Origin of the sequence: Dyadobacter arcticus, from assembly GCF_011762185.1 — a bacterium.
In the GTDB taxonomy this organism is placed as follows: Bacteria; Bacteroidota; Bacteroidia; order Cytophagales; family Spirosomataceae; genus Dyadobacter; species Dyadobacter arcticus.
Genome location: NZ_JAASQJ010000002.1, coordinates 608,501 through 634,199 on the forward strand (window position 1 = coordinate 608,501; position 25,699 = coordinate 634,199).

Consider the following 25,699-nt stretch of genomic DNA (forward strand, 5'->3'; position numbering starts at 1 on the left):
AAAACACTGCAAGACCTGGGTAAACTATGCGATTTTGTTTATGACAAGCATGCTGTATGCGAATGCCCAGTCATTTTCGGGCGGGCCGCCAGCATCAAAAAACAAACTGCCTTACTTTCATAAAACATACAAATCACCCACTCAATTAAGGGCTGAAGAAATGGTGACGCGTACTAGGCCCGGCTATTATACGGACACATATACCCTGGTAAATGGTAACCTCGTCAAAAGCAAAAGTTCTGCTTTAAGAACCGCCGCGACATGCGAGAATAACTATCTGTGTAGCTCAGAAGCATTACCGGCCACCTTGATTTCTTTCAAAGGGACAAGGCTTGATGCAACGAAAGTTAAGTTGTACTGGGAAACTTCGTCGGAAACAAACAACCGGGGATTTGATGTGGAACGTTCGGAAACCGGAACGGGCGACTTCGCGATGGTAGGTACCATCGATGGGTCAGGTGATACCTATCACACCAAAAAATACGAAATGACAGATCTGAACAATAGTCCGGAAATGAGCTATTACCGGCTAAAACAGGTCGATTATGATGGCAAGTTCACCTATTCCAGGATCATCGCGATAGCTGGTCTTAAGGAAGAGCTGACCGTAACTGCCATACCTAACCCGGCACGGATCAGTGATATGTATTTGCAGATAAAAGGCGGCAAGATCACCGAAGTCGAGCTGGTCGTTGTGGATGTTAAAGGAGTGGTCGTTTATCGCAATGAGCATGTTGCGCCAAATGCGGCCCGACAGATCTCCCTCAGGCAAATTCCTGGCCTTATCGCCGGTTTATATCATGCCAAAGTGATTTCCAAAGAAGGCACTTCCACCGTCGCTTTTGTGGTTACAAAATAATCAACCTGACTATTTAATCCATCGGAATCCCTCCTCCCCAACACTTGTAGAGCCAACACCCCGTCTTAGAAATTTTCACTCAAATCGCCACGGTTTAGATTGCATGTGGTGTCTTAGATAATGTAGACAATCCAAGGTTGAATTGTCTTTTCCAACGATCCGTTGGGATGTCTCATTCATCATTCACATTTCCCACCATGTAATGAAAACTTGTACGTTCATTGTTTGCTTTCTGCTCTCAGCGATTGCTTCTTATGCCGCCGCGCCGTCGGGTAGCTACGACGAAAAACCAGCCGATGTTACCGCCGCCGATCATCTCAATGCGAATCCGGCACCGTTTACCAGATGTATTGAAGCTGAAAAGTCCGACGGCGATGGGCGTATTTCGCCTGACCCGAATGCCTCTGATGGCCTGACGCGGGGCTTCCGGGATGCACTCGATTATTACGTGACGTATATGACAGAGGTTCCCCAGGCCGGGAAGTACCTGATCACGCTCCGCTACTTTAGCGAGCAGAATGCGCAGATAAGTGTCTCTGTAAATAACGAATCCCTGACACAAGTCGAACTTCCGTCTTCCGGTTCCTGGAACATTGCCTGGAAGGAATACACTTTCGAGGTGAATTTGAGGGCAAGCACTAACTCAATCCGTATCAAGGAACTTCCGGGATACAATGTCAGGCAGGATAAAACCTGCTGGACCGAAAACGGACCAAGTGATCCGGTTGAAGAGGCGCCCGGCTGTGACTATATTGTCAAAACGAATGTAATTGACCTTTATCCGTCCTGCGGACAGGGAATAGGCCTTAACGTCGAATGCGGCCAGGTCAATTGCACCGGCATCACTTACAAATGGACCGGCCCCGGACTGGATGCTTCCGGCAATGCTGTCAGCTTTTACGCACCTACCCAAAACGGGACCTTCAACTATACGAGAACCACTTCCAAAGCCGGATGTCCGGATCAGACCAGTGATTTCAAACTTACCATCACTGATTGTAGCCAGGGATCTTACAAAGCGTGCGTTGAAGCTGAAAACTCAGGCGGGACCGGCCCGATTACCGAGGACCCTAATGCATCAGGCGGCAAAACAAGGGGCGAAAGGAATAAGGGCGATTATAGTGTATTTTACTCAGTAAACGACGTGCAGGTTGAAGGCCCGCATGCAATTACATTCCGGTATTATGCCGAAGCAAATACTGCCATTAATGTGCATATCAATGACGAAGTCACTCCTTACAAGATAGAGCTCCCGTCCTCCAATTCATGGAACATCACCCCGATCGAGTACACCCTCGTTTTTGCTTTGAAAAAAGGGTTCAATGTTATTTTTGTGAAGGGAATACCTGGATTCAGTCCTGTGCGGCACGATAAAATTTGCATCGAACAAATGCCCGGCACGCCTCCTTCCTGTGACTTTACCATCAAGGCCCAGCCCTCCACATCCTCTCCCGAGTGCGGCGCCCAGCTTACCCTGACAGCCAATTGTACCGGCCCCGATTGCGCAGGTATCTTCTACAACTGGTCAGGCGCCAATGGGTTTGCCCGTTATACCCAGAACATTGAAGTTACTGCGCCGTCTGTCCATACAACGGATGGTTATAATGTTGCTGCCGGAAAGGATGGATGCGCGTACAAAAATGTGCTGGTTGCTTTCACAACCACCGGCTGCCAGCCTGCCTCGCAGCCATTCAGCACCTGCCTGGAAGCGGAGAATTCAACCAGCAACGGGCCATTATCCACTGATCCCAATGCATCGAATGGTCAGACAAGGGGAGCAGAAAATAATTACAATTATTTTGTCGATTACCAGGTATACAGCGTACCAAATGCAGGCTCCTTCCCAGTAACACTGCGCTATTACGCAGGGTCAAATGCGCAGGTTAGCATATCTGTAAACAATGTTGTGCTAATCCCGAAACTAAATCTGGCCCCTACTTACAGCTGGAATATTGTCGCGCGGGAAGAAACGTTCTACCTCACCCTGTTTGAAGGTACGAACACGATCCGCATTCGAGGCCTGCCTGGTGCCCCATTGCGTCAGGACAAAATTTGCATTGGCCCAAACCAAAATATCTCTACCCGGATGGCAGCCCCTGGTGCCCCGGAACTGCAAACCGATACTCCTTCGCTGCAAGCCTACCCCAATCCGGCCCCTGGCGAATTCAAAGCCGTTTTCCACCTTCCAATCGGCACATCGGGCACAATGCGTGTCACTGATACCCAGGGACGGGTGTGGCACGAGCGTGGGGTGAAAGGCAAGGGCGCACATGAGGAGCGTATCATCCTCCCCGACGCACCAGCGGGCATATATCTGCTGCAAGTAAAAAAACCGGATTTGCTAGAAACGAAGAAAATCCTCTTCATTCGTTAAATTTAAAAAGCGGTTGCCTGTTTGATCGGGCAACCGCTTTTACTGTTTTCAGTTGCTTGGGCCAAGACTTTTGGAAGGCCTACAATGACCTCGCTGTACCCATCACCGTTCACATCTCCTGCGCTGCCCACGGAAACGCCCATTTGTGCACTCACCTGGTTGCTTTCTAACGTGGCGGCGGCAGTCGTGCTGATGGGATCAATGGTAATGGGGTATGCTGCACCTGCGGTTTCAACATTGATTGCATAAGCATCATTGTTTTTTTCAAAACCTGCGGCCAGTATCCTGCGATTGGCATCCCAAACTTTTAATTGTTCATAGTTTAAAACCACTCCACCTTGCTCATGCACAAATTGCAGCCGGTCACTACTCAACCGTTGTTTCAATGTGCCGAGCGCACCAGCAGAGCCGTTCCTACAGCCGCCTGTTGACAAATGGAAGACTATAAATGCAGGCGATAAACTTCGATAAAACAGGTGTTTAGCTCATTTTCTTTTAGGTTTTGAGTATCGAAAGGATGAACTTTGTTGCATCTCATAAATTCTTCTTCTAGTACTATATGGCTCAACATTTACATCCTGCAAAAAGTAAGTCTTCCTGGTATTCTTTCCCCCTGAATGTGCCGGCTTTCTTATCACTTCTTTTGTTTCTGAATTTTCTTTCATCAGAGGCTTTTGCTTTACCAAACCCACCACCGAAAATATCATATGTCACACCATTGGGAGCCGGTGCAAAAACGGGTGTTTCGTGGGAGACTGCGAGTGATAATCTGCAGGCTATGATCGATGGCAGCGCGAGTGGTGATGAGATATGGGTGGCTGGTGGCACCTATAATGTCCCATCAAGTTTAACCAGTTTTACATTGAAGGAGGGAGTAAAGGTCTATGGCGGTTTTGCCGGCACAGAAGGTGCCCTTGCCAGTCGGAACCTGACACTCACTGCCAATAAAAGCATCCTTAGCGCAGGCGGTGTCAAGGATTTTGTCCTAAGCAATAGTACCGGACTCACAACTGCTTCCCGGTTGGATGGGTTTACGATCTCAGGAGCCCTAAGGGGTGGTATAGTTAATAGTAGCTCATCATCTCCCACGCTCGTTAACCTTAAAATCACTGGTAATACTGGCCCAGGAGTGGGTAATTTGGAGTCTTCTCCAATCCTCATTAATTGCGCTATTGTAGACAACAACAGTTTTGGCGGCATATTCAATTCAGGAGCATCACCAGTTATTATCAATTGTACAATTGCCGGAAATAAAGATGCACAGTCGAATCTTGGAGTTGGTATCTTCAATGTGAACCAGTCTTTACCTCAAGTACGTAATAGCATCTTGTCCGGCAGATACGGCGGCTTCAGCAATGATAACGGTTCTTCGATTGACATACAGTACAGTTTATTGCACTCTGAAACCGGTGGTGATATAAACAACAATCCTGTTACAACCAACGTAGACCCTCTTTTCAGCAATCCGGCATTGGGAGATTACACGCTGCAGCGTTGCAGCCCGGCCGTGAACGGTGGAAGCAACACCGTTTACGCCAGCGGTCAAACGCCCGACATATCTAATATTACCACTGATCTGGACGGCCAACCCCGTTTTTTTGGCGGTGGCACCGTGGATATTGGGGCTTATGAGTATCAGCAGGAACGCGATCCTTCAATTCCGGGAGTCACGTTTGTGAAAGAGGGAGGGACCGGTAATGGAGCAAGCTGGGAATGTGCGATGGGCAATCTCCAGCAGGCCATCCTTTATATTCGGAGCGGCCAGATATGGGTAGCAGGCGGTACTTACCTGGCGGAACAGGGGGCGTTCACTCCTAGGGCAGGGGTGAATGTGTATGGTGGTTTTGCCGGAACGGAAACAAGACTTGCTGACCGGGATTTGTCAATTACTTCTAACAAAAGTATCCTGCGGAGAACGGGAAACAATAATGTTGTGGAGTTCTATCCTGATGTACAGTCGCAAGCACTATTGGATGGCTTTACAATAACAGGTGGTAGCGCCGGAGTTTTTAATTTTAGGGGATCCCCAATGCTGGTCAATCTTGTGATTACCGGTATCAGCCAGTTTGGCATCGGAAATCTTGAAGGAGCTCCGGTCCTGATTAACTGTGCAATCATTGGCAATGTCAGTACCAGTGCCTTCGTCGGAGTATATAACTCCGATGCTTCCCCAGTGCTTATTAATTGTACGATTGCCGGTAACAGTAGTCCAAGTGGTATCAGTGCAGGCATAGCTAACGCTGGAACTTCTGCGCCCAAGCTGCGTAACAGTATTATTTATGGCAATCAGAATGGAATATTTAGTACTGCTGGTGCTACCGGTACTACAACGATTGAATACAGCATTGTGGAATCAAACAAAACAATTAACCCGGTCGATCCGCCTGTCCCGGATATCGATCCGCTGTTTGTGAATGCTGCCGGGGGCGATTACCGTTTACAACCGTGCAGCCCAGCAGTCAACACAGGATACAATTATTATGCAGTTGGTCAAACTCCTGATTTTTCAGGCATCACCACTGATTTGGACAGCAAGCCGAGAATAAGAGAAAATGCAGTGGATATGGGTGCATACGAGTTTGGCGGCGCGGCGCGCCAACTTGCTTTGGACGGCGATGTGGCGACGGCTACTGTTTCCGGAGACCTTCTTCTTACCACGAATGGATCAAATTGCAAGCTCCTGGCGTACCTTTCACCCAATGGCGGAGCAGCATTGAATGGAGCCGTATCTGCCAAGGTTTGGGTGGCGGGCACCCAGCCGGCCAACTACCTGAAACGACATTACCAGATCCAACCTGAGACAAATGCGCTCAATGCCACCGCAAAAGTGACCCTCTATTTTACCCAGCAGGAGTTCACAGATTTCAATGAGGAAAATCCCATTCCACTACCCGTCGATGCCGCGGATGTGGAAGGTTACAAAGCAAACCTCCGTATCGAAAAACGTTCGGGGATTAGCGATACTGAATTTGGATTACCCAGTTCGTACACAGGCGCCATCGAAACCATCACACCGTCGGAAGCCAATGGAAAAGTGGAGTGGAAGGCAGATGCGGGACGCTGGGAAGTGAGCTTTGATGTAACAGGTTTTAGTGGATTTTTTGTAAAAACAATACAAACCGCATTGCCGCTGAATCTGATCAGCTTTACAGCAACCCATGAAGCAGGAGGCAACCTGCTTCAATGGACCACTACCAGCGAAGTCAACACCGACAACTTTGAAGTCCAGAGCAGCGCCGACGCCAGGCAATTCATTAAGATTGCAACATTGGCTGCAGGTGGCAGCGGAGATCATCAGTACAGCTACAATGACAGGACGAATTATACAGGAAATATTTACTACCGCCTGAAAATGTCCGATCGCGCGGCCGGTACGCCGGACCGGAACCTTCTCGACGGGGCATATACTTACAGCAAGATCATCTCGCTGGCTGGCAATGGGAATTTCGCTGCACTATATCCTAATCCGGCGGGAGCTGTGGTGACATTCCGGGTTAGCAATACGTTGCTGGAAAGTACTGCTACGCTGCATGATGCAACCGGGCGGCTGATGCAAAGAATTGCAATCACCGCCAACCAGCAGCAAATCGACACCAAGTCATTGGCAAGTGGAACATATGTTTTGAAATTTGCGGATGGATCAGCGCAAAAGTTTGTAAAAGAGTGAGTTAGCCCAGAATACCCCCCCTCATAATTTGGGACTGGACGCACAAAACAAAAGCCCGAAAATCAATGATTTTCGGGCTTTTGAAGTTTCGAAACTTATTGGAGTGGAGATACGGGGAGTCGAACTTCCCTTTTACCTGCCTTACAATCAGTTACTTATATTATCGATTTAGAAGTTTGTACCCGTTTGGCATCCATAATGGCTTTAATTGCCTTTGGAATAGTGCGCTCATCCAAAGCACAATCTGCAACTGTCTACAAGATTATTAACCCTGGCCAAATGCAGTAACTAGCTACTAACTCATATGATCCGCTGTATTGGCTAAAACAAAAGGCATTCAGGCTAAGCCTCCATTTTCAATAAATGATGACCTTGTAACATCAATAAACAGGAAACAAATTTTATGAAAGCAGTAAGAATTTACCAGTTTGGTGGACCGGAGGTGATGAAAGTAGAAGAGATAGAACGTCCTGTTCCCGCAGCGGATGAAATTTTAGTGAAAGTGTTTGCTAGTGGCGTGAACCCCGTCGACTGGGTAATTCGCAATGGCGCAAATGACAATCTGAGGCCATACCTGGCATTGCCCATGACATTAGGATGGGATGCAGCAGGCGTAGTAGAAGAAAGAGGTAGCGATGTAACCGGATTTCAAAAAGGAGATGCCGTCTATGGTGTTCCCAACTTTCCAGGTGATGGAAGCTACGCAGAATATTGTGTAGCAAAAGCGGTACAGTTCGCCCTTAAACCTAAGAGCATCGGATTTAATGAAGCAGCGGGGGTGCCATTGGCAGCACTTACTGCGTGGACAGGTATGTTTGCACATGGAAAACTAGAAGTAGGGCAACGCATTCTAATCCAGGGTGCATCCGGCGGCGTGGGTAGTTTCGCAGTACAGTTCGCGAAAGCGAAAGGAGCGTATGTGATAGGAATGGCTTCCACAGATAATGTTGAGTATGTCAGGCAACTCGGTGCTGATGAAGTGATTGATTATAAAACCCAGAAATTTGAAGATTTGGTGCAGAATGTTGACGTTGTCTTAGAGGCCTCACCGGTTCGCGACAACAACGAGCGGGTAAAATCGGTAAGCGTATTAAAAGATGGAGGGATATTGGTAAGCGTCAATACGGATTTCCCTTTTAATGATAAACTGATCGAAGCCCTTGCCAGAAAAGGCGCAAAAGGTGAACTGGCACCTAACCAGCCCAGGCAGGAGTGGCTGCAAGAGATGGCACAGTTAGTTGATGAAGGCAAAGTGCGGGTTCTTGTCAGCAAAGTGTTTCCGTTGGAACAGGTGGCCCAGGCACACCGTGAAAGCGAAAGCTGGCATGTACGTGGCAAGCTTGTGTTGGAAGTCGTTAAAGAGGATAAGTCTGCATGAAACACATTGAAACGATAAGTGAATTTCACCGGTTCTTAAATCTGCCTGCGCCATTGCATCCGCTGATCAGTGTACTGGATGTTGGAACCGTCCCGCATGTTGATCGCGATGAGCCGATGAATATGGTATTTGATTTTTATTCCATTTCTGTAAAAAGAATGGATAACTTCAAAGTAACATATGGTCAACAACCTTTTGATTTCAATGAGGGCATTATGTCTTTTATGTCGCCCAAGCAGGTCTTTAGCATTGCGGTGGACAATAAAAACGAAGAAGTGAAAAAATCAGGGTGGGTAATTTACATACATCCTGATTTTATATGGAATACGCCGTTAGCTAACACCATCAAGCAATATGATTTTTGGGACTATTCGCTTCACGAATCTTTATTTCTTTCGGCAAAAGAAGAAGCCGTCATTACCAATATCATCCTGAATATTAGGCAGGAATGTGATTCCAACATCGATAAATTCAGCAAGCCGATCATCATCTCGCACATTGAAAGTTTATTGAATTATGCTGACCGGTTTTATCACCGCCAGTTTATCACACGGGAAAAAGCAGCCCATCAGTTACTTGACCGGTTGGAAACTTTACTGGATAATTATTTCAACAGCGCTGATTTGATTAACAGAGGTTTGCCAAGTGTTCGATATGTTGCTGAACAGCTGAATCTTTCCCCAAAGTATCTAAGTAATTTATTACGAGTGTTGACAGGGCAAAACACTCAGCAACATATTCATGAAAAACTGATCAATAAAGCTAAAGAAAAATTATCAACCACGAACCTGACAATCAGTGAAATTGCTTATCAGCTGGGTTTTGAGCATTTGGCATCATTTAGCAAATTGTTCAAGACAAGAACGAAACTGTCGCCTTTGTCATTCAGAGCTTCGTTTAATTAGAAATCAACGTCTCATTAATGCCCAATTCACAAAGTGGGACTGGCATTGATAAGTAGTAATCAGAAAAATCCAGATAAGATAATCTAAGGCTTTAAACAAATACTATATTAGATCTTTATTCAAGCGTCTGCCTTCCTCGCTTTCCAAGTCATCCCAAATCGCTTTCTGAACGCAAATGAAAAATGGGAAATCGCATCAAAATCTGTAAGATAGAGTCATATAAAGCACTGATAAACTGAGATGAAATACTTCAAGCAATTTAGTTTCCGATGGTTATTCATCGGCTTTTACACTAGCCTACCTTACTTGGTCATGGGGCAATCGACGCGAACGGATGCCGACTTTGATTTCAAAGGCCGTCTGATCGTTTCTGTGTCGGACGCAGATATGGTAGCTTCTGCCTATCTGGATGGGCAACTTGGAAGGGTTGAAGGCAAAGATGCCTTATCTGTTATTCGTTTAGACAAAGCTGTGAGTGAATTGAAAGCGGTCGAAATCCCGGCCAGTAATTCGGTGACGGGGCCACCATCCTCCGTAGCTGTTTCACCTGACGGCCATTATGCCATCGTCATAGAAACAAGGGGTGGGAGACCTCTAAGCAGCCCTAACACGCTATTTAGCGATCTGCCTTCTGGGAAAGTCATCACCGTAATTGATTTGACTGATCCTGACCACTTGAAAATACATCAAAAGATCGATGGTCCACAGCGGCCATTATCGGTAACATTCAGTAAAGACGGCTCACTGGTGGTCATCACCTACCGGCCCCAGGATGCAAATCAAAGCCCGCTGGCTATGTATCAATTTACCGGGGGTAGGTTAGCCAATTTATCGCTTCCTGATGTTCCCGGTTATGTCGCTGGCGATATAATCAATGGTGCCGTCTTTCATCCTGTTGAGCCCATGATCGCCTTATTAAATGTCACAAAGTCGATGCTTGTCTTTTTTAAGCTGACCAAGACTAATGATGTTATAAGCCTAACCAGCTGGGGCAATTCTGTTGTGATCGATAAGGAACCGTTCAAAGCTTGTTTTACGCCAAACGGTCGTTTTGTGGTCGTCAACGCCATGTATCCAGGTTCAGTTAGAGGCTCAGTCACATCCGTAGGTCTTTCTATCGAGACGGCAAGCGATGGCTCGCCGGTGCATCAAATCGTTTCGCGAGCCCTGGCCGGTGTGCTGCCCGAAGGGCTAACGATGAGCCCTGATGGACGATGGGTTGTCACCACAAATTTGGAGCAAAGCACGCAGCCTTTCACTAGCCCAAAACAAGGCTTTTTTGCTTCTCTAAGCCTGATGCATTTAAATCCTGAATCAGGTTTGCTAAGTTGGGTAGGGGACTTTCCATTCGATGGGATCTTACCAGAATCAGTTGTTTTTGATAACTCAGGCAGGTTCCTTGCTGTGGCTAACTTTGATCACTACGATCTTAAACGGCCGGCAGGCTCTATCGATTTCTGGCGCCTGACAAGTGATTATTTTGATCCAAAGCGGGTGCAATTAGTAAAAACCAATTACTCAGTGCCTGTTACCCGAGGTGTCCATTCTATGGTTATCGTTCGATAGCTAATGATATGTCTGCCTTGGGCGTATTTAAATCGTCCTATTAATGAAAAGCGAAGGAAGTTCGCCTCCGATCAACACCGCTTTAAACATTCGTTTGTGCTAATGGGCCGCCCAAGTGTTGACCAAACCCGTTTGATGATGGAGACAATCACCCGATGCAGTTATTTTGAGAAACCAGCCCTCATGCGCGACTTCCACGACCACGAATGGGGCGAACCCGTCGCCGAGGCCGACATTGTGTTCGAGTACGTGGTGTTGTACGCCTTCAGCGCCGGGATCGGTATAAAATTGGTCTTACAGAAACGCGAGCAGTTTCGCGAAGCCCTGTTCGGCTTTGTGCCCGAACGCCTGGCGCAACTCAGCCCCGACGCGGTGGACGAGTTGCTGCTCGACCCGCGCATCATCCGCAACCGGCGCAAGATGGAAGCCACCGTCACCAATGCCCAGGCCTGGTTGCGTCTGCGCGACGAACTCGGTGGTGACAGACAAATCGTCGCGTTCTTTTATGACTTCGTAAATCGTCAGCCTATAGACAATCAACGGGCCGATGGTGATTCACCCCCGCTTAGCACGCCCGAAAGTGAGGCCATGAGTAAGGTGCTCAAAAAGCGAGGTTTTACCCTGAAGGGGCCCGCCACCTGCTACGGCCTGATGCAAACTGCAGGGCTGGTCAACGACCATGCCTTAACTTGTTATCGTCACGCGGTTTGCGCCGAACTGGCGGGCACCCTTTCGTTTTAAGTAAGTGACTAGAATTAAATGTTACTTAAATTAAAAAAAAACGGCAGCGGCCACTGTAAAAATCGGCATGGGTTTCACAGCGCGGAATTTACTGATATTTGTGAGTGGTATACAATTCTCGGCGGCGTTATTAAATTATAAAAATTTACATGCAATGCCCTATGTTGGCGATTATAACGATTGTAAAGTTTCTTGACTTTGATTAGCCCCCTCAAAGTGTTATTTTTAAAATGCGCACTATTTTTTTCGAATTTCAATCGCACAACGGGCTAGAGTAACTCAAATTGATATGCCAAAAGAAAAGCAAACTACCAAAAAGCAAGAAAAATACACACTGATTCTTGATGCTGCTGAAACATTAATGAAAAAGAAAGGGCTTTATTCTTTAAATATGGATGAAGTATCTTACTTTTCCAACTTGGCAAAAGGTACTCTATATCTCTATTTCAGAAGTAAGGAAGAAATTCTTGCTGCATTGGCCTTAAAAGCAAGAATATTATTGTTAGCTCATTTCGAGAAAGCTGTTTTAAACGAAAATCAACCTATTCAGCAACTTAAAGCAATCATACATGCAAACTATACCTTTCTCAAAAATAATCCTCTGTATTACGAATTAGTTTCTTTCTACGAAATTAATGATAGAGAAACAGAAACCGAAGAAATGTCAGCTGTTATTCTTAGAATTACGGAACTGGTAATCGGCATCATAAAAAATGGCCAGCTCGCGGGAGAAATCGATAGCAGGATCGATCCTTCCATTTTGTCTTTCACCATGTGGGGCATGACAGTGGGTATTATGCAGTTGCTGAAGGTAAAAGCAGCTACCATTAGCAATCATCCAAATTTATCAGAAAATATAGTCCTTGACAATTACATCAAAGTCTTCCTAGATGGCATTAAATAAAAATGACTGCTAGTCATTTTTCTAAATTATTTTACTATGTTTGTACATCACATGTAAAAGATAGTAAGATGATTAGTTATGCTGCTGATGTTCTGGTTGTTGGCGCTGGTCCAACCGGACTAGCCTTGTCTAATGCTCTACACAAACTTGGAACTTCATTAATGCTCATCGAGGTCAATACAAGCACTTCGATACATACAAAGGCTACAAACCTAATGCAAGGGACATTGGAGCAGCTTAGCATTTATGGGTTAAGTGACATTATGTATAGGGAAGGTGGCAGTATGAAGCGTTACATGATGAACACTTACGGCAGCAATGTGAGTCCGCGTGACATGCATTTACAAGAGAGTCCGCATCATAATGTTATTTTCTTGGGTCAGGATTTGATTGATGGAAACCTGGCAGAAGAATTCCTGAAAACAGGAAATGAAATACATTTTAAAAATCGTCTGCTTAAATTAGAACAAACAGATGAAGGTGTAGAAGCTACCATAGATGCAAACGGGGTAGAAAAGGTTTATTGGTTTAAATATGTTGTTGGCTGTGATGGTGCCCGAAGCATTACCCGAACTTTTACAAAATGCAATTTCGAGCCTGTTAGAACTGGAAAATACGTTTGGCAGGCAGATGCTACTTTATCCTGGAAGCGACTTAAAACAATGAAGCAAATGTGGCTTTATTACTACGATATAGGCTTCGGTGCAATTATTCACTTGCCCAATAACCTAACCAAGGTAATGGCTTTTGAACCAAAAGAGAGTATCCCTAACAGACTTCCAACACTGGAAGAAATGCAACTGAAATTAAGAAAAATGTGTGGGGATGAAACGGCGACATTAAGCAATCCCCAATGGCTTAGTCACGGTGAGCTCTTAACCGGTGTTGCGCCCTCGCTGATAGATAATAGAATTATACTTGCTGGTGATTCCTGTAATCCAATTCTTCCAAATGGTGGACAAGGATTAAACATTGGTATACAGGATGGACTTAATTTAGCTTGGAAATTGAGCGACGTCCTGCAAGGTTACGCTTCAAAAATTTTATTAGATACCTACAATCAAGAACGTAGAGGACTTAGATTAGCTTTGGAAAAAGTACAATTGAACACTTTAAAATATACGTTACCGGCACCTAAATTTAACCAGTGGTTTTTGAAGAAGTTTGGAAACCTGTTACTCAATAAATTTTGGAATAACCTTGCAATCGTTTTTAGTCAATTAAATTTAAACTATAAGGATAGCGATTTATCGAAAGATTTTTTACGCAAAAAAGGAGTAATTGCTGGTTTTCGAATTTTGGATGCGGATATTGTTAAGGCATCGACAAATACAGAAGTTTCACTTTTTCAGGAACTGGCAACACCAAAGTGGAAACTGATTTTATTTGACAATCTCAAACAATGCGATTTAGATAAACTCTTATTTGAGCCAGAATTTAGTTGGATTAATAAGTTAATTCTTACGAGCTCGACGATCACAACTTATCCAATTCAAAATCTATATTATGATATTGATGAGTTGGCTCATAAGAGATATGGAATCAAAGAACCAACTCTTTTATTAATAAGACCTGATAATTACGTTGGCCTTCGTTGTAGCCCTTCCAATACAGATGTAATGATTACCTACCTTAAAAATTGGTTCCCTCATATATAATCTGTATCAAGAAAAGAGCGCTTTGCTGAGACAAGTTCAGGGTCTAGGTATTGACCGGGGATGCTTGGTTTTTAATTTTGGATCAATTTGCTGGGTCTCAATAATCAATCGAACGTGACACGGCTTGTTTCGCCTCAAAAGAAGCGACCCTGGTAAAGAAAACTTCCGTTTTCTTTACCAGGGTCGCTGATGTCAAAACTCCTAAAATCATATCTATTCCAGTAAATAAACTTGGTCAATAAATCAAGGTAAAGTAATTGTCGCTGTAACAAGTTTTTTTTCTCAATTATGCTTATTGGCTATGCAAGGGTCTCGACCCACGATCAACAGCTGGATGCTCAGGAAGATTTGCTGAAGGCTGCCGCCCAGATCGCCAAAAGCCAGGGTGACACTGATCATTACCAGGTATTGATGGCGCGCTCGAAGAATTACAGGAATATGTTCGATCCTTCGACGAGGTTTATGCGTAGTTCGGTTTAACCACCGAATTTATGCATTGCTCCAAGCGGTGACATAGGCACTGAAAATAAGAAAAACCAAATATTTTACTTTCCCATGAGTTTATTCCAATCGTATTTATCCTTTGCCGCAGTGTTCCGTTTGGATAATTCTGAAAGCATTTTGGAAATTGAGGACTTATCAATCCACTGACCATTTACAACTACACCAGAAATCCGCCTCGCATTTTTCACATCTTCGAGTGGGTTGGAGTCGAGCAAGACAAGGTCAGCGCGTTTACCTTTTTCAACAGTTCCGATTTCACTTTCAAGGCCAAGCCAAATCGCAGGAAGGCGTGTGGCCGAACTCAGTACCTCTTCTGGTGTCAACCCAGCTTCCACCAATTGCTCCATTTCATGGTGCAATGAAAATCCCGCCACAACTCCTGAAACCCCCGTATCTGTTCCTGTTACAATCGGCACGCCAGCAAGTTTAAAGGCGCGCACCAGTTTTTTATTAAAATCAACCATTTTCTTGAAATAATCTCTGCGCTCGGAAGTGGTATCCTGATGGTAGTTGTTAGCGGTCAACCATTTGCTCTGCAAGAGCGGGTGTACATATTGAAGCGTCGGTGATGTGCGAAGCTCATCAATGGAACGTACCTGGCTCGAAATCCATGATAAGGCGGTTAAAGTCGGGGTAAGCCAGGTTCCATTCTCTTTTGCTAGTATTGCAAATCGCTGCGCATCTTCTTCGCTAAAATCTTTTGAGTGTTTAGTGAATTCCTCAGCATGCGCGACCATTCCATAGTAAGGAACGAAAGCCTGTTTCAGCTTTCCTTGAAACGCATCAGGAATATGCCCGATGGTTTTTAATCCCTGCGCATGGGCTTCATCGATAATAGCTTTGTAAGTCTCGACATTTAGACCTGAATACACTTTTATAAATTCGTACCCTTCGGCTTTCGCACTGCGAACGGCTTGCCGGCCATCAGTGGCAGTATTTACCTTCCTTCCTATCCCCTGCCCCCCGTCAATAAGTGCAGCCAAAGCCATTCGTGGACCAATAACATTCCCCCTGGCAATGGCGTTTCTTTGAGAAAACGAACCAAAACTTGCATTCAGGTTGAATATTGTAGTGACGCCATTAGCAACGTAAGGCGTCACAAGATCCTGGGTGTCAAAGAAAACGGAGGCATCTTGTGTAGGAAGCTTTGTACCAACATAAAAGTCAGTGGGTACATGTACGTGCATATCTATAAAACCAGGAACAAGCCATTTACCTTTGCCCTGAATTACCTCTACCCCCGCCGGAATTTGCCCATTTATAGACTCTATTCGGTTATCCCTAATTACCACAGTAGCATTATAGATAACCTCATTCTTCAAGGTCATCGGAATAATATTCACATTTTTAATGGCGTAGATGGCGTTATTGCGTATAATCCCCTGGGGAACATCAGACTTTGAGGGTAATGCGCGACACGCCACAGCAACCAAGAAAAAACTGATCCAGATTCGGTAAAAAAGTTTGCTGCCCATTGGTAATTGTGCCAGATCGTTAAATACAAATTTACCCATTAAATATTCCAGGTTACTTAATCTTCATCCTCTGTAGGGTTGCAAGACAGATAATAAGGCCTATCTTCACTATGGTTAAATCAGAAAAGGACGTAGAGCACCTAATCCAGCACCTGTACGCACGAAGAGAAACCATACTTAGCAGTTGGCGAACTATATGCATTCAAACCCAAACCCAAATTACCAATACAAGCTTTTCTCAGCAGGAGTTTAACGACCACGTGCCTGCTATACTAGACATCCTGGCGCAGCGTCTCAAAGGTGAACCTGATGAACCCAACCTGATAGACCAGGCCAGGGACCACGGTCTGCACCGGTGGCAGCATGGCTACTCACTACCGGAACTCCTAACAGAACTGGAAATACTTTATGGGGTGATACTCGATGAAGTACAGGGGTTTCAGAAGACTTACGATAAGCTCGATGTAGACATCTTCTCTATTGTCCACCGCCAGGTTTTCAATTTATTCGGTGAAACCAGCCGTGGAAGTGTACTTTATTATGACAAGCTGCGGCAAACCAGTGCAGCGGCGCAGGCAAATGCCATGCAACACGAACTTGAAGGGCTCGAACAACTCAGTAAAGACCGTAGCGAGCACTTACGCCACAGTACGCACGACTTACGTTCTGGGTTTAGCTTCATGGTCGGGGCCACCCAGTTACTGCAAATGCCTAATACACAAGAAGAAATAATTAAGCTGGTTGATATGCTGAACTTAAACCTTTCTTCTATACGTGGCATGCTCTTTCAGCTGACTGATTATGCCCCTATCGAAGCCAATCAGGAAACATTAGATATCAAAGAATTTGATGTAGCTGCTATGCTTCAAAAAGTTGTAAGTACTGCTCAGCCCATCGCAGATCAGCACAATTTAACTTTAAGAGCGGATGGACCTAGCACCCTTTTTGTAAAAAGTGATTCTGTCAAAGTTCAACGGATTGTTCAGAACCTTTTATACAATGCTTTAAAGTACACAAAAAAAGGAGGTATATATATTTCCTGGACAAAGGAAAATGACACTCACTGGACACTTAGCATCCAGGATACGGGACCAGGATATAAGCCCAATAGCCCCGTTCATTTATCAGTAGAGCAATTGAAGCCTCTGGGTCAGCCGATCAATACACATCAGGCAGGCGGACGATCTGGGAATCCATTCGATGCGCCGCCTTCGACGGATCAAATTAAAAATCCTTATGCTTCCCAAATGAAAGAAAGTGAAGGATTAGGACTGTTTATCGTTAAAAAGTTGTGTGAGTTGCTAAGTGCCAGTATGGATATTGAAAGCGAGCCTGGTGAAGGCACTCTCGTCAGGGTCAGGTTTATCTTGGAGTAAATATCCGAATCCGCAATGACTTTAGAAGTATAATGCACCTGTCAATAGCTTGATAGCAGGCAATAGACATTAGAGATTATGATTGGCACTTGAAGATGCATGCTTATTTATAAGATATAAACCACATTAACGATTTGGTTAAAAGGGGACCAAAAGAAAACCGTTTCCGCCCCTCGATTGATGCATTAATGCGATCGGCGCGCGTCATTGGCGTCGTGCTGACAGGATTTCTTAATGATGGCACCTCCGGGCTCTGGTCTATCAAGCGATTTGGCGGGGTTACCATCATTCAAAACCCACAGGATGCCCTTTATCCCGATATGCCTCGTAACGTGCTCGAATACGTTGACGTAGACCATAATTTGCCACTTGCAGATATCGGGGCCCTCCTCAATAAACTAATCGATCAGCCTGTAGTCGACAGCCCTGCTTGAATTTATCTATGCCCAGGGCCAGATCAATGAAGTGAAGTTGTAAACGCTCTATCACTGTTTTGGCTTGGGTAGATAAGCTATAAAACATAATACGTTAACTGAATTTTCAAATGGGGTATTCAAATGCTTGTAAAATATCCCATTTTCTGGCCATTATGATAACCATACTTTTTGCCACAACATGCTTCGCTTCATTGAACAAGCATCGGAGATAAAAGCTCAATTTCATTTTCCATCTGATTTATTAAGTCTGGCAATTGCCCGCCTTCAAAAACCGTAGCGTCTTCAAGCTCCTGGGCAATCTTCGTCACCTGCGCCAAATAAGCGGAAGCTGCCGCCCCTTTTATTTTATGGCCAATCGATTTAATGGCATCAAGGTCTTTTTTTTCGTAGGATTTCTTTAAATCAGACAGTCCTCCGGTTAATGTCTGGTTGATAAGTGTTAAGAATTCAGCTATGAACAGTTCATCATCCATATAGATTTCTTTCACCTTCTCTCTGTCAAAATGTTGGTTTTTTAGGACTTTCATGTCAGCACCAGAAACGGACTTTACTGTTAGGTTTAGGTACTTGTTCAAAACCTGCCTAATGGTATCTTCAACGAAGGGTTTGGCAATAAAATCACTCATCCCCGCAGCCAGGCACCTTTCCTTTTCCCCCTTCACATTACCAGCAGTAAGCGCTATGATCGGCACAGCTTTTCCTTGCGCTAGGTGCCGGATTGCCCTAGAGGCATCATAGCCATTCATTTCAGGCATTTGAATATCCATGAAAACCAGGTCTGGATCATTTTCCCGGTATAAGTTGGCAGCTTCCACCCCATTCTTTGCTTCAATGATCTTTGCATGCGGCATAACCCTGGTGACCATGGTCTTTGCCAGGAACATGTTAGCAGGATTGTCTTCCGCAATCAGGATCAGGCTTTCTTGATTCAATGGCTGCGGGGCGCTGAACGGTATAGGCTGCTCAGTAACCGGAACACCATCTTCAAACAACCTGGAAAGGCATAAGGCAACGTCATTAAGCTTCACAGGTTTGATAACCCTGTGTTTGATGCCAAGTAAACCGCTGGCCGTGGTGACCGTAGCGTCATCTGCTGAACTGGTCAGCAGGATGATCGGAAGTTTTTCAGATGATCTATTCTGCCGGATCCTTCCAATTGTTTCCAGTCCGTCCATCTGAGGCATATGGTAATCCATTAAAACGGCATCATAATCTTTTGTAGCTATTAAGTCCAGCGCGCTAGCGCCACTGCCGGCCAGGTCACAGTCAATCGAAAACAGCATCAGCATGTTTTGAAGAATGGTCCGGTTATGCTCGTTGTCGTCAACAACCAATAACTTTCTTATTGCATTGGTATTTCCCCAAGCTGTCGGCAAGCCTTGCTCGGCTTTAACGCTTAGGTCGAAATAAAAGGTACTGCCCTTTCCGGGAATGCTATCCAGTTGAAGCCTGCCCCCCATCATCGCTAAAAGCTTGTTTGAAATGGTCAGCCCTAAACCGGTACCGCCGTATTTCTTTGTTGTCGTGCCATCCTCCTGGGCAAATGCAGTGAATATTTTTTCCTGTTTATCGGCTTTTATCCCGATCCCTGTATCGCGGACCGAAAACCGGCAGATCACTTCGTCAATGGCCTGACCTTGATTTGAGAGCACTTCGACTTTCAACTCTATCTCGCCAATTTCTGTAAATTTAGCTGCATTACTTAACAAATTGATCAATACCTGCTTCAAGCGGACACCATCCACCCATGCGAAACGAGGTAGGCCGGATGGAATGTATGTCATTGTCGAGCATTGCCACAGCCGCTGGTGCATGTTCTACGAACGCCATGAGCCTGGCCCGCTCCTCTTTCAGCTCCTGTTCCACCTTCCTACGTGCCGATAGATCGGTTGCTACCCCCAAATAACCGATGATCTCATTGTGGTAATTACGGATGACCGTAACTACCAGACTGACTGGGATCTGGATGCCATATTTTGTCTTGTAAGTCCACTCCCTTATCTCGGAAGATTCGAGCTCCGTTTTATGGACAAATGTGCGGAACCCTGTAACCGGTATACCATACTGGGATGAGAGTTGATTACTTTGATTAGCGATTTCGCTTTCCAGGTGAAAGACTGCAAGGCTGGCCTTTCCCACCACATCCTCAGGCGAGTAGCGCAATAATTTTTCAGCCCCTTTATTGAAAACGGTAATAACCCCATTCCTATCGGTGGCAATTATGCTTACCTCCGAAGCTGAATTGAGAACATTGTCTAACATGTTCCGGGAGTCACTAACTTCCAGCTCAATCCGCTTCTTTTCGTCAATGTCCTGGAAAGTCCCATAAAGCCTTTTGCATTTGCCGTTGTCAAATTCAGCATGCCCGATCGCACGCACCCATATCGACCTGCCTTTGCCCGTGATAAGCTCAACTTCTACATTATAATCCCCTTCGCCGGCAACCGCCTGCTCGAATGCAGTTACTATTTTATTTTTACTTTCCCCTTCTTTGTAAAAGTCAATGGCTGCTTTCAAATTTGGGACAAAGCCGTCTTCAACTTCATGAATGTCCCTTGTCACTTGTGACCAGAAGATGGTATTATTGACCAGGTTCAACCTCCCAGCCGCCCACCCGGGCAACCTGATTGGTTTGCAAAAGCATTTCCTGGGTCCTTTGAAGGTCCTTTTCCATCAGGTGGCTCTCGGTCACATCAATCGAGTTCCCCACAACATACTTTGATCCATCCCGGCCTGTAACCAGGGTATTATGGTAGCTCCATATCTTCAACGAGCCGTTTTTATGCAAGGTGGTCATCAGGCCCATCGACTTTCCTGTCTGGGAAATTTCGCGCAAGTACTGATGAAATGCGGGGTGGTGCTTTGCTGGTAATATTTGAAGCAAATTGGTGTTTATTAACTCATCCGGATGATAACCAATCAGGTTAGCCCTTAAAAAAAACAATTACTTCTACAAAACAGCCTTGCAATAGCCAAAGAAATAATCTCCTTATCTGTTTGATTCTTTTGCTTGCTGTTAGGTACTATTTGGTCAGGTTCTGATCCTATTTTAAATTTTAACTCCAAAGAAGGGCTAAAAAAATCGCTGCCCGACAAAGATTGGCGCTGGTTCATTCAGGCTTGGAAAAAGTCAAGGTCTGACGAAAGCGTCCCCTTTCTCAGATGAGCTGCTATTGCTCTAAGGCCCTCTTTAAGTTCCTCAAAGTCCACTGGTTTTTTCATAAGACCAACAGCCCCTAGCGCGCTAGCCTTTTGTCTTTCAAGCTGGTGGGAAGAAGTAGAATATAAAATAACCGGCACATTTTTAAAGGCAGCCTTTCCTTTTAGCAATCCTAGGCACTGCCAACCATCTATCACCGGCATATTGACGTCAAGAAATATGATATCCGGCAGGCCCGTGCCGGACGCTGTAAGTTGTTCCAGCGCCCGCGTCGCCGTATTTGCAAGTATGCATTCTGCTAAAGGACCAATTTCCAAAACAGCCTCAAAGAATATTTCCCTATCATCGGCATCATCATCAATAAGCATTACCTTGATCATATCCCCGTTGCCACATTTGGAATTGTAATTGTAAATTTCGTGCCTTTATCGACCGCACTTTGGACTGCAATTTTTCCGTTATGGCGTTCTACTATTTTTTTACATAACGATAAGCCCAGACCAGTCCCTTCGTAATCATCCTTTCCATTCAGACGGGCAAACGTCTCGAAAATCCGTTCTGCATACCGCTGCTCGAACCCGATCCCGTTATCGGCTACCATGATATCGACAATCCCTTGGTTTAGTGGGACCGCGCAAGAAATGGAAATTATCGGGGCTTGGCCAGCTTTGGAAAATTTAAGAGAATTTCCAATAAGATTGTAAAACAATTGATAGATCAACACCGGCGCACCCTCTATGACAGGGAGATGCTCTTTTTTAATAACGGCCCCTTTTTGAGCAATTAGGACCTCCATGTCATCTTCTATATTATTAATGATTTCGTTCAGGTCTATGGGCTCTGCCGACTGTTCGATAGCGTTCAGCGAAGAATAAGTCAGCACCCCGTCTATCATCGAAAACATCCGGTCTGCCGCATGCTGGATCTTGCTGATATATAGCTGGCCTTTTTCTGGAAGGTGGCCCGCCAGTTCTGTTTGTAACCGGCTGCTAAACAGTTTCACTTTTCTGACAGGCTCTTTTAAATCATGACTGGCCACATGAGCAAACTGCTGAAGGTCTTCGTTCGAACGCTGGAGCTGAAAGGTCCTTTCTTTGACCTGGGCCTGTAACTGCTGTGAGAATTGTTTCTGCCCGGAGATATCCTGGATCACCCCCAGCAATGATTTCGGCGCTCCTTTCAGGTCACGGATCAATTTCCCGTTCACTTTTATCCAATGCGCTGATTGGTCCGGCCAGATTACGCGCACCTCGTAATGCAAACGTTCGGTAAGTAAGAACTCCTGATGCGCTTCTTGCCGAACCGCTCTGTCATCGGGGTGGATACACGATATTAATTCAGCCCAACTTGCTCTGCGCCCAATGCCCCAAATTTTATTGAACCTTTCGGAAGTTTCCACTTCCTGGGTCAGCAGATCGACTTCGTAGGTGCCTAATTCCGCCGATTCTATTGCCAAACGCGCCTTTTCTTCGGCTGCTTCGATCTTGCGACGTGCTACAACTTGCTCGGTCACTTCAACAGCAACAGCCATAACCCCGGAAATGCTGCCGTCGTTTTCCCGGAGTGCCTCGTAAACAAAGTTTACATAGGCAGTTTCCAGCGCGCCGTTCCTTTGAAGCATTACGCTCGCCTCAAAAGCAGTATAACGCTCGCCAGATGCATACACATCCGAAAAAAGCTTCTCAAAACCCTGCCCCTTGACTTCGGGGAGCCCTTCAAAAACAGGTTTGCCCAATACTTCTTCCTTAGATTTCCCCCAAAACAGCAGCATCTTGTCATTGGCCGTTTCGACAACAAAGTCGTCGCCCCTGAATAGACACATGGCTACCGGCGCCTGGGTAATAATATTTCTCAGATTCTGCTCACTTTCCCGGATTGTCTTTTGTGCCTTTGCCTGGGCTGTCACGTCAATAGCAAAGTTAAGAACGCCTTCAATCCGGCCCCTGTGATCATACCAGGGCTGGTAAATAAAATCCAGGTACCGAACTGTCTTTTCACCTTCTTTATTAACGAAGGTAACCTGCCGCTGGTTTTCAACAACCGTTTTTCCCAGCAGATATACATCATCAAGCATCTTAACGATCCCCTGGTCCGCAAGTTCCGGAAGCGCCTCGATTAGCTTCATTCCAGTAAAATCCACCGCTCCGAATATCTCCTTGTTCTTAGGATGAAATAATTCATATACATGGTCTGGCCCTTTGAAGACATTTATGATCGCGGGCGCTTGTAGAAACAAGTCATAAAATTGTTTTTCAGTCTGCCTTCGCACCTGGTTGGCCCGGATATGGTTGGTTACCCTTACGATTAACTCTTTTGCTGAGAAAGGCTTGACCAGGTAATCGTCAGCACCGGCGTCCAGGCCTTCCACCTTAGATTCTTCGCCTGCACACGCAGACAGGAATAGTACCGGGGTAGCCTTCAACTCAGGATGAAGGCGGATTTTTTGCAACAGGCCAAAACCGTCCAGCTTGGGCATCATGATGTCAGAAACCAAGAGGTCCGGTTTGTATTGGAGCATCTTAAGGTAGGCTTCTTGCCCATCTTCTGCGGTCAGGACAGTAAATTGCCCTTCTAATAACCGTTTAATATAAGCCCTCATGTCTGCATTATCATCAGCTACAAGTACCATGCGTTTTTGCTCCTCTGGGGAAGCTGCCATCAGCCCAACACCTGCAGTATCTTGCAAGTCGTCCATATACGTCCATCCAAGTGCTTCCTCTATATAGGCGCTGCGGATAATTGTTGTTGTTGAAAAATCCTCTGCTGCTATATGGTCGGCAGGCAAGTGCGCTTTTCCTGTTGGCATCTCTATTGTAAAAACAGAACCCTGGCCGGGTTGGCTTTTTACCAAAATACTCCCTTTATGAATGCCAACCAGCTCTTTGACCAGTGCAAGGCCAATGCCTGTCCCCTCCTGGCTTCTTCCTACTGAATTTTCGATCCTGTGAAAGCGGTCGAAGAGCTTATCCAGCTGGTCTTCCGCAATGCCCGTGCCGGTATCAGTGACCGATACATAAACGCGGGGGCCTATCTGTCTTATTTCCAGTGAAATACCTCCTTCAAAAGTGTATTTGAACGCATTGGAGATCAGGTTCAATATGATCTTTTCCCACATATCCGTGTCTACGAAGACAGGGTCGTTTATCGGAAAGGACTTTATCGATAGCTTCAATCCTGCTTTTTCTATGGCAGAACGGAAGGTGCTTGCCAAATCGGTTGTAAATGCACTGATATCAATAGCCCTGAAAGTGGCATGGATCCTCCCGGCTTCAATGCGGGAGAATTCCAAAAGTGTGTTGACAAGCTTCTGCATACGCAAGACGTTCCGGTAAACAGGCCCCATACGTGCCTTCACATCCTGATCCATTGCCGGGTCGGCCAGAAACTCTTCAACCGGGCCAAGCAGCAGTGTAAGCGGTGTCCGGAACTCATGGCTAATGTTGGTAAAAAAAGCGGTCTTTAACCGGTCCAGTTCTGCCAGTGACCGGGACCTTTCCCTCTCCTTTTGCAGGGAAACAATGTTTTGAGAAACCGTCATGACGGCCACTGCCGTACTATTGTAGAAATCCTTGTAGTCTTCATCATACCCCAGCCTGGCACTGATGCCGCAAAAGATAAAAGCATCGACAATACCATTATTGCTACTTAGTGGGACCAGAACACCCTCAACGGGTTGTTCGGGCCAATATCCTTGTGGTATATCCGTCAAATATTGACTTAAATCAGGGATATGCAGCAAAGCTCCTGATGCTATAAGATCATCGACGGGTAACTGGTTTTTCCACAGCTTCCCCAAAGAGGCATGGTTTCCGGTCGAAGCCAGGAATTCAGCTTCCCCTAACTGATCAATCGTATATAGAAAGGCAAAAGGGATATCCTTTGAATACCCCTTGAAAAAGTCAACCGCTAATGTATATACGTTATGACAAGTATGGGCAGTGGCAATACAAATAGATAGCTGTTTTAACAAGGAAGCCCGCCGCTCATTGATTACGCGGTAGGTTGTCTCGATGACAGCGTTAAAGACGCCTTCAACTTCCCCATCCTCTCCATAAACCGGGGTAAAGGTGAAATCGAAGTAGCATTCCTCCGTGTAGCCGTGACGCTGCATCGGCAGCAGCGCATCCTTAGAACCTCCCGGCTCCCCTTTGAATGCTTTTTCAAATTGAGGGGCCAGATCTTCCCAGATCTCTGGCCAAACCTGCTTGGCAGTGAGTCCCAACGATGCAGGATGTTTGTTTCCTGGTATCGGGCTCCATGCATCGTTATAAAGCAGGTGCAGGCCTTTGCCCCAGTATATGGCTATCGGAAAATTAGAATTCAAACAGATGCTTAGTGCAGACCTTAGGCTCTGCGGCCAAGATCCCACTGGTCCCAACGGTGTTGCAGACCAGTCAAGTGAGCGGATAAGTTCGCCCGTTTTGCCTCCACCTGACAAAAACTTGTAATTATCACGATTTGTCTTAGAGCCGTATTGTATATCCATACTATCAAAAAAGCCTATCTCAGTTAATTCTATGTAAATGATGAATATGATTCAAAACTAATGATAATCTGAGATTTATGAACAATGACTTACTTTCCAACCTACGCCGAAACATTCATACCACATCAATGGAAGGCATAGATTCCGCTCACATGGAACGTAACGGGCAAATCAGTTGTGTCTTGAAAAGCGGAATAAGGGAGCAGTGA

Annotated in this window: 19 protein-coding genes; 12 read left to right on the forward strand and 7 right to left on the reverse strand. The window is 45.5% G+C overall.

Going from position 1 to position 25,699, the window contains the following annotated elements:
• Positions 1-40: 40 nt before the first annotated feature.
• Positions 41-859, forward strand: a complete 819-nt coding sequence (locus FHS68_RS10330; RefSeq protein WP_167269737.1) for a T9SS type A sorting domain-containing protein — start codon at positions 41-43, stop codon at positions 857-859.
• Between the two features lie 202 nt (positions 860-1,061).
• Entirely contained in the window at positions 1,062-3,233 is a 2,172-nt protein-coding gene (locus FHS68_RS10335) for a T9SS type A sorting domain-containing protein (RefSeq protein ID WP_167269738.1), read from the forward strand.
• A gap of 2 nt (positions 3,234-3,235) precedes the next feature.
• Here the strand turns inward: FHS68_RS10335 and FHS68_RS10340 are convergent, their stop codons facing one another.
• Complete coding sequence (locus FHS68_RS10340) at positions 3,236-3,667, reverse strand: integrin alpha (RefSeq protein ID WP_229211844.1); 432 nt, start codon at positions 3,665-3,667, stop codon at positions 3,236-3,238.
• A gap of 125 nt (positions 3,668-3,792) precedes the next feature.
• Between FHS68_RS10340 and FHS68_RS10345 the strand changes: the two genes are divergently transcribed.
• The 8 genes from FHS68_RS10345 (at position 3,793) to FHS68_RS26245 (ending at position 14,532) form a co-directional block, all read left to right on the forward strand.
• Entirely contained in the window at positions 3,793-6,900 is a 3,108-nt protein-coding gene (locus FHS68_RS10345) for a choice-of-anchor Q domain-containing protein (protein WP_167269739.1), read from the forward strand.
• A 403-nt stretch (positions 6,901-7,303) separates the two neighbouring features.
• A complete protein-coding gene (locus FHS68_RS10350; RefSeq protein ID WP_167269740.1) occupies positions 7,304-8,278 on the forward strand; it encodes an NADP-dependent oxidoreductase in 975 nt (324 codons plus the stop codon).
• The gene (locus FHS68_RS10355; protein WP_167269741.1) at positions 8,275-9,183 is read left to right on the forward strand and encodes a helix-turn-helix domain-containing protein; all 909 of its coding nucleotides are present in this window, start codon (positions 8,275-8,277) and stop codon (positions 9,181-9,183) included. Before FHS68_RS10350 ends, FHS68_RS10355 begins: the two co-directional genes overlap by 4 nt.
• A gap of 312 nt (positions 9,184-9,495) precedes the next feature.
• The gene (locus FHS68_RS10360) at positions 9,496-10,749 is read left to right on the forward strand and encodes a lactonase family protein (protein ID WP_167269742.1); all 1,254 of its coding nucleotides are present in this window, start codon (positions 9,496-9,498) and stop codon (positions 10,747-10,749) included.
• A 135-nt stretch (positions 10,750-10,884) separates the two neighbouring features.
• On the forward strand, positions 10,885-11,490 hold the full coding sequence (locus FHS68_RS10365) for a DNA-3-methyladenine glycosylase I (protein ID WP_208408276.1): 606 nt from the start codon (positions 10,885-10,887) through the stop codon (positions 11,488-11,490).
• 289 nt (positions 11,491-11,779) lie between these two features.
• Positions 11,780-12,394 carry a TetR/AcrR family transcriptional regulator gene (locus FHS68_RS10370; protein WP_167269743.1) on the forward strand — a complete coding sequence of 205 codons (615 nt, stop codon included), beginning with the start codon at positions 11,780-11,782 and terminating at the stop codon, positions 12,392-12,394.
• Between the two features lie 2 nt (positions 12,395-12,396).
• Positions 12,397-14,052 (forward strand): FAD-dependent monooxygenase, encoded by a 1,656-nt coding sequence (locus FHS68_RS10375; RefSeq protein ID WP_167269744.1) that lies wholly within the window; start codon positions 12,397-12,399, stop codon positions 14,050-14,052.
• A 288-nt stretch (positions 14,053-14,340) separates the two neighbouring features.
• The gene (locus FHS68_RS26245) at positions 14,341-14,532 is read left to right on the forward strand and encodes a glycoside hydrolase domain-containing protein (protein ID WP_208408277.1); all 192 of its coding nucleotides are present in this window, start codon (positions 14,341-14,343) and stop codon (positions 14,530-14,532) included.
• Between the two features lie 65 nt (positions 14,533-14,597).
• On the opposite strand, the gene FHS68_RS10385 is transcribed toward FHS68_RS26245, so the two are convergent.
• A complete protein-coding gene (locus tag FHS68_RS10385) occupies positions 14,598-16,070 on the reverse strand; it encodes an amidohydrolase family protein (protein WP_167269745.1) in 1,473 nt (490 codons plus the stop codon).
• A gap of 71 nt (positions 16,071-16,141) precedes the next feature.
• Here FHS68_RS10385 and FHS68_RS10390 point away from each other — a divergent pair, with 71 nt between their 5' ends.
• A complete protein-coding gene (locus tag FHS68_RS10390; protein WP_167269746.1) occupies positions 16,142-17,407 on the forward strand; it encodes a sensor histidine kinase in 1,266 nt (421 codons plus the stop codon).
• Between the two features lie 134 nt (positions 17,408-17,541).
• Positions 17,542-17,841 (forward strand): chemotaxis protein CheB, encoded by a 300-nt coding sequence (locus tag FHS68_RS10395; RefSeq protein WP_310588536.1) that lies wholly within the window; start codon positions 17,542-17,544, stop codon positions 17,839-17,841.
• Positions 17,842-18,032: 191 nt separating this feature from the next.
• Here FHS68_RS10395 and FHS68_RS10400 read toward each other — a convergent pair whose 3' ends face one another.
• The 5 genes from FHS68_RS10400 to FHS68_RS10420 all read right to left on the reverse strand — a co-directional run bounded on the left by FHS68_RS10400 (position 18,033) and on the right by FHS68_RS10420 (position 25,490).
• Positions 18,033-19,628, reverse strand: coding sequence for a hybrid sensor histidine kinase/response regulator (locus FHS68_RS10400; RefSeq protein ID WP_167269747.1), 1,596 nt, complete (start codon positions 19,626-19,628; stop codon positions 18,033-18,035).
• On the reverse strand, positions 19,543-20,406 hold the full coding sequence (locus FHS68_RS10405) for a PAS domain-containing protein (protein ID WP_167269748.1): 864 nt from the start codon (positions 20,404-20,406) through the stop codon (positions 19,543-19,545). Before FHS68_RS10405 ends, FHS68_RS10400 begins: the two co-directional genes overlap by 86 nt.
• A 19-nt stretch (positions 20,407-20,425) precedes the next feature.
• Positions 20,426-20,788, reverse strand: coding sequence for a PAS domain S-box protein (locus FHS68_RS10410; RefSeq protein ID WP_167269749.1), 363 nt, complete (start codon positions 20,786-20,788; stop codon positions 20,426-20,428).
• Between the two features lie 170 nt (positions 20,789-20,958).
• Positions 20,959-21,384: a response regulator gene (locus tag FHS68_RS10415; RefSeq protein ID WP_167269750.1), complete on the reverse strand. Its 426-nt coding sequence runs from the start codon at positions 21,382-21,384 to the stop codon at positions 20,959-20,961.
• Positions 21,381-25,490 carry an ATP-binding protein gene (locus FHS68_RS10420; protein WP_167269751.1) on the reverse strand — a complete coding sequence of 1,370 codons (4,110 nt, stop codon included), beginning with the start codon at positions 25,488-25,490 and terminating at the stop codon, positions 21,381-21,383. The genes FHS68_RS10415 and FHS68_RS10420 overlap by 4 nt, the downstream gene beginning before the upstream one ends.
• Positions 25,491-25,699 lie beyond the last annotated feature (209 nt).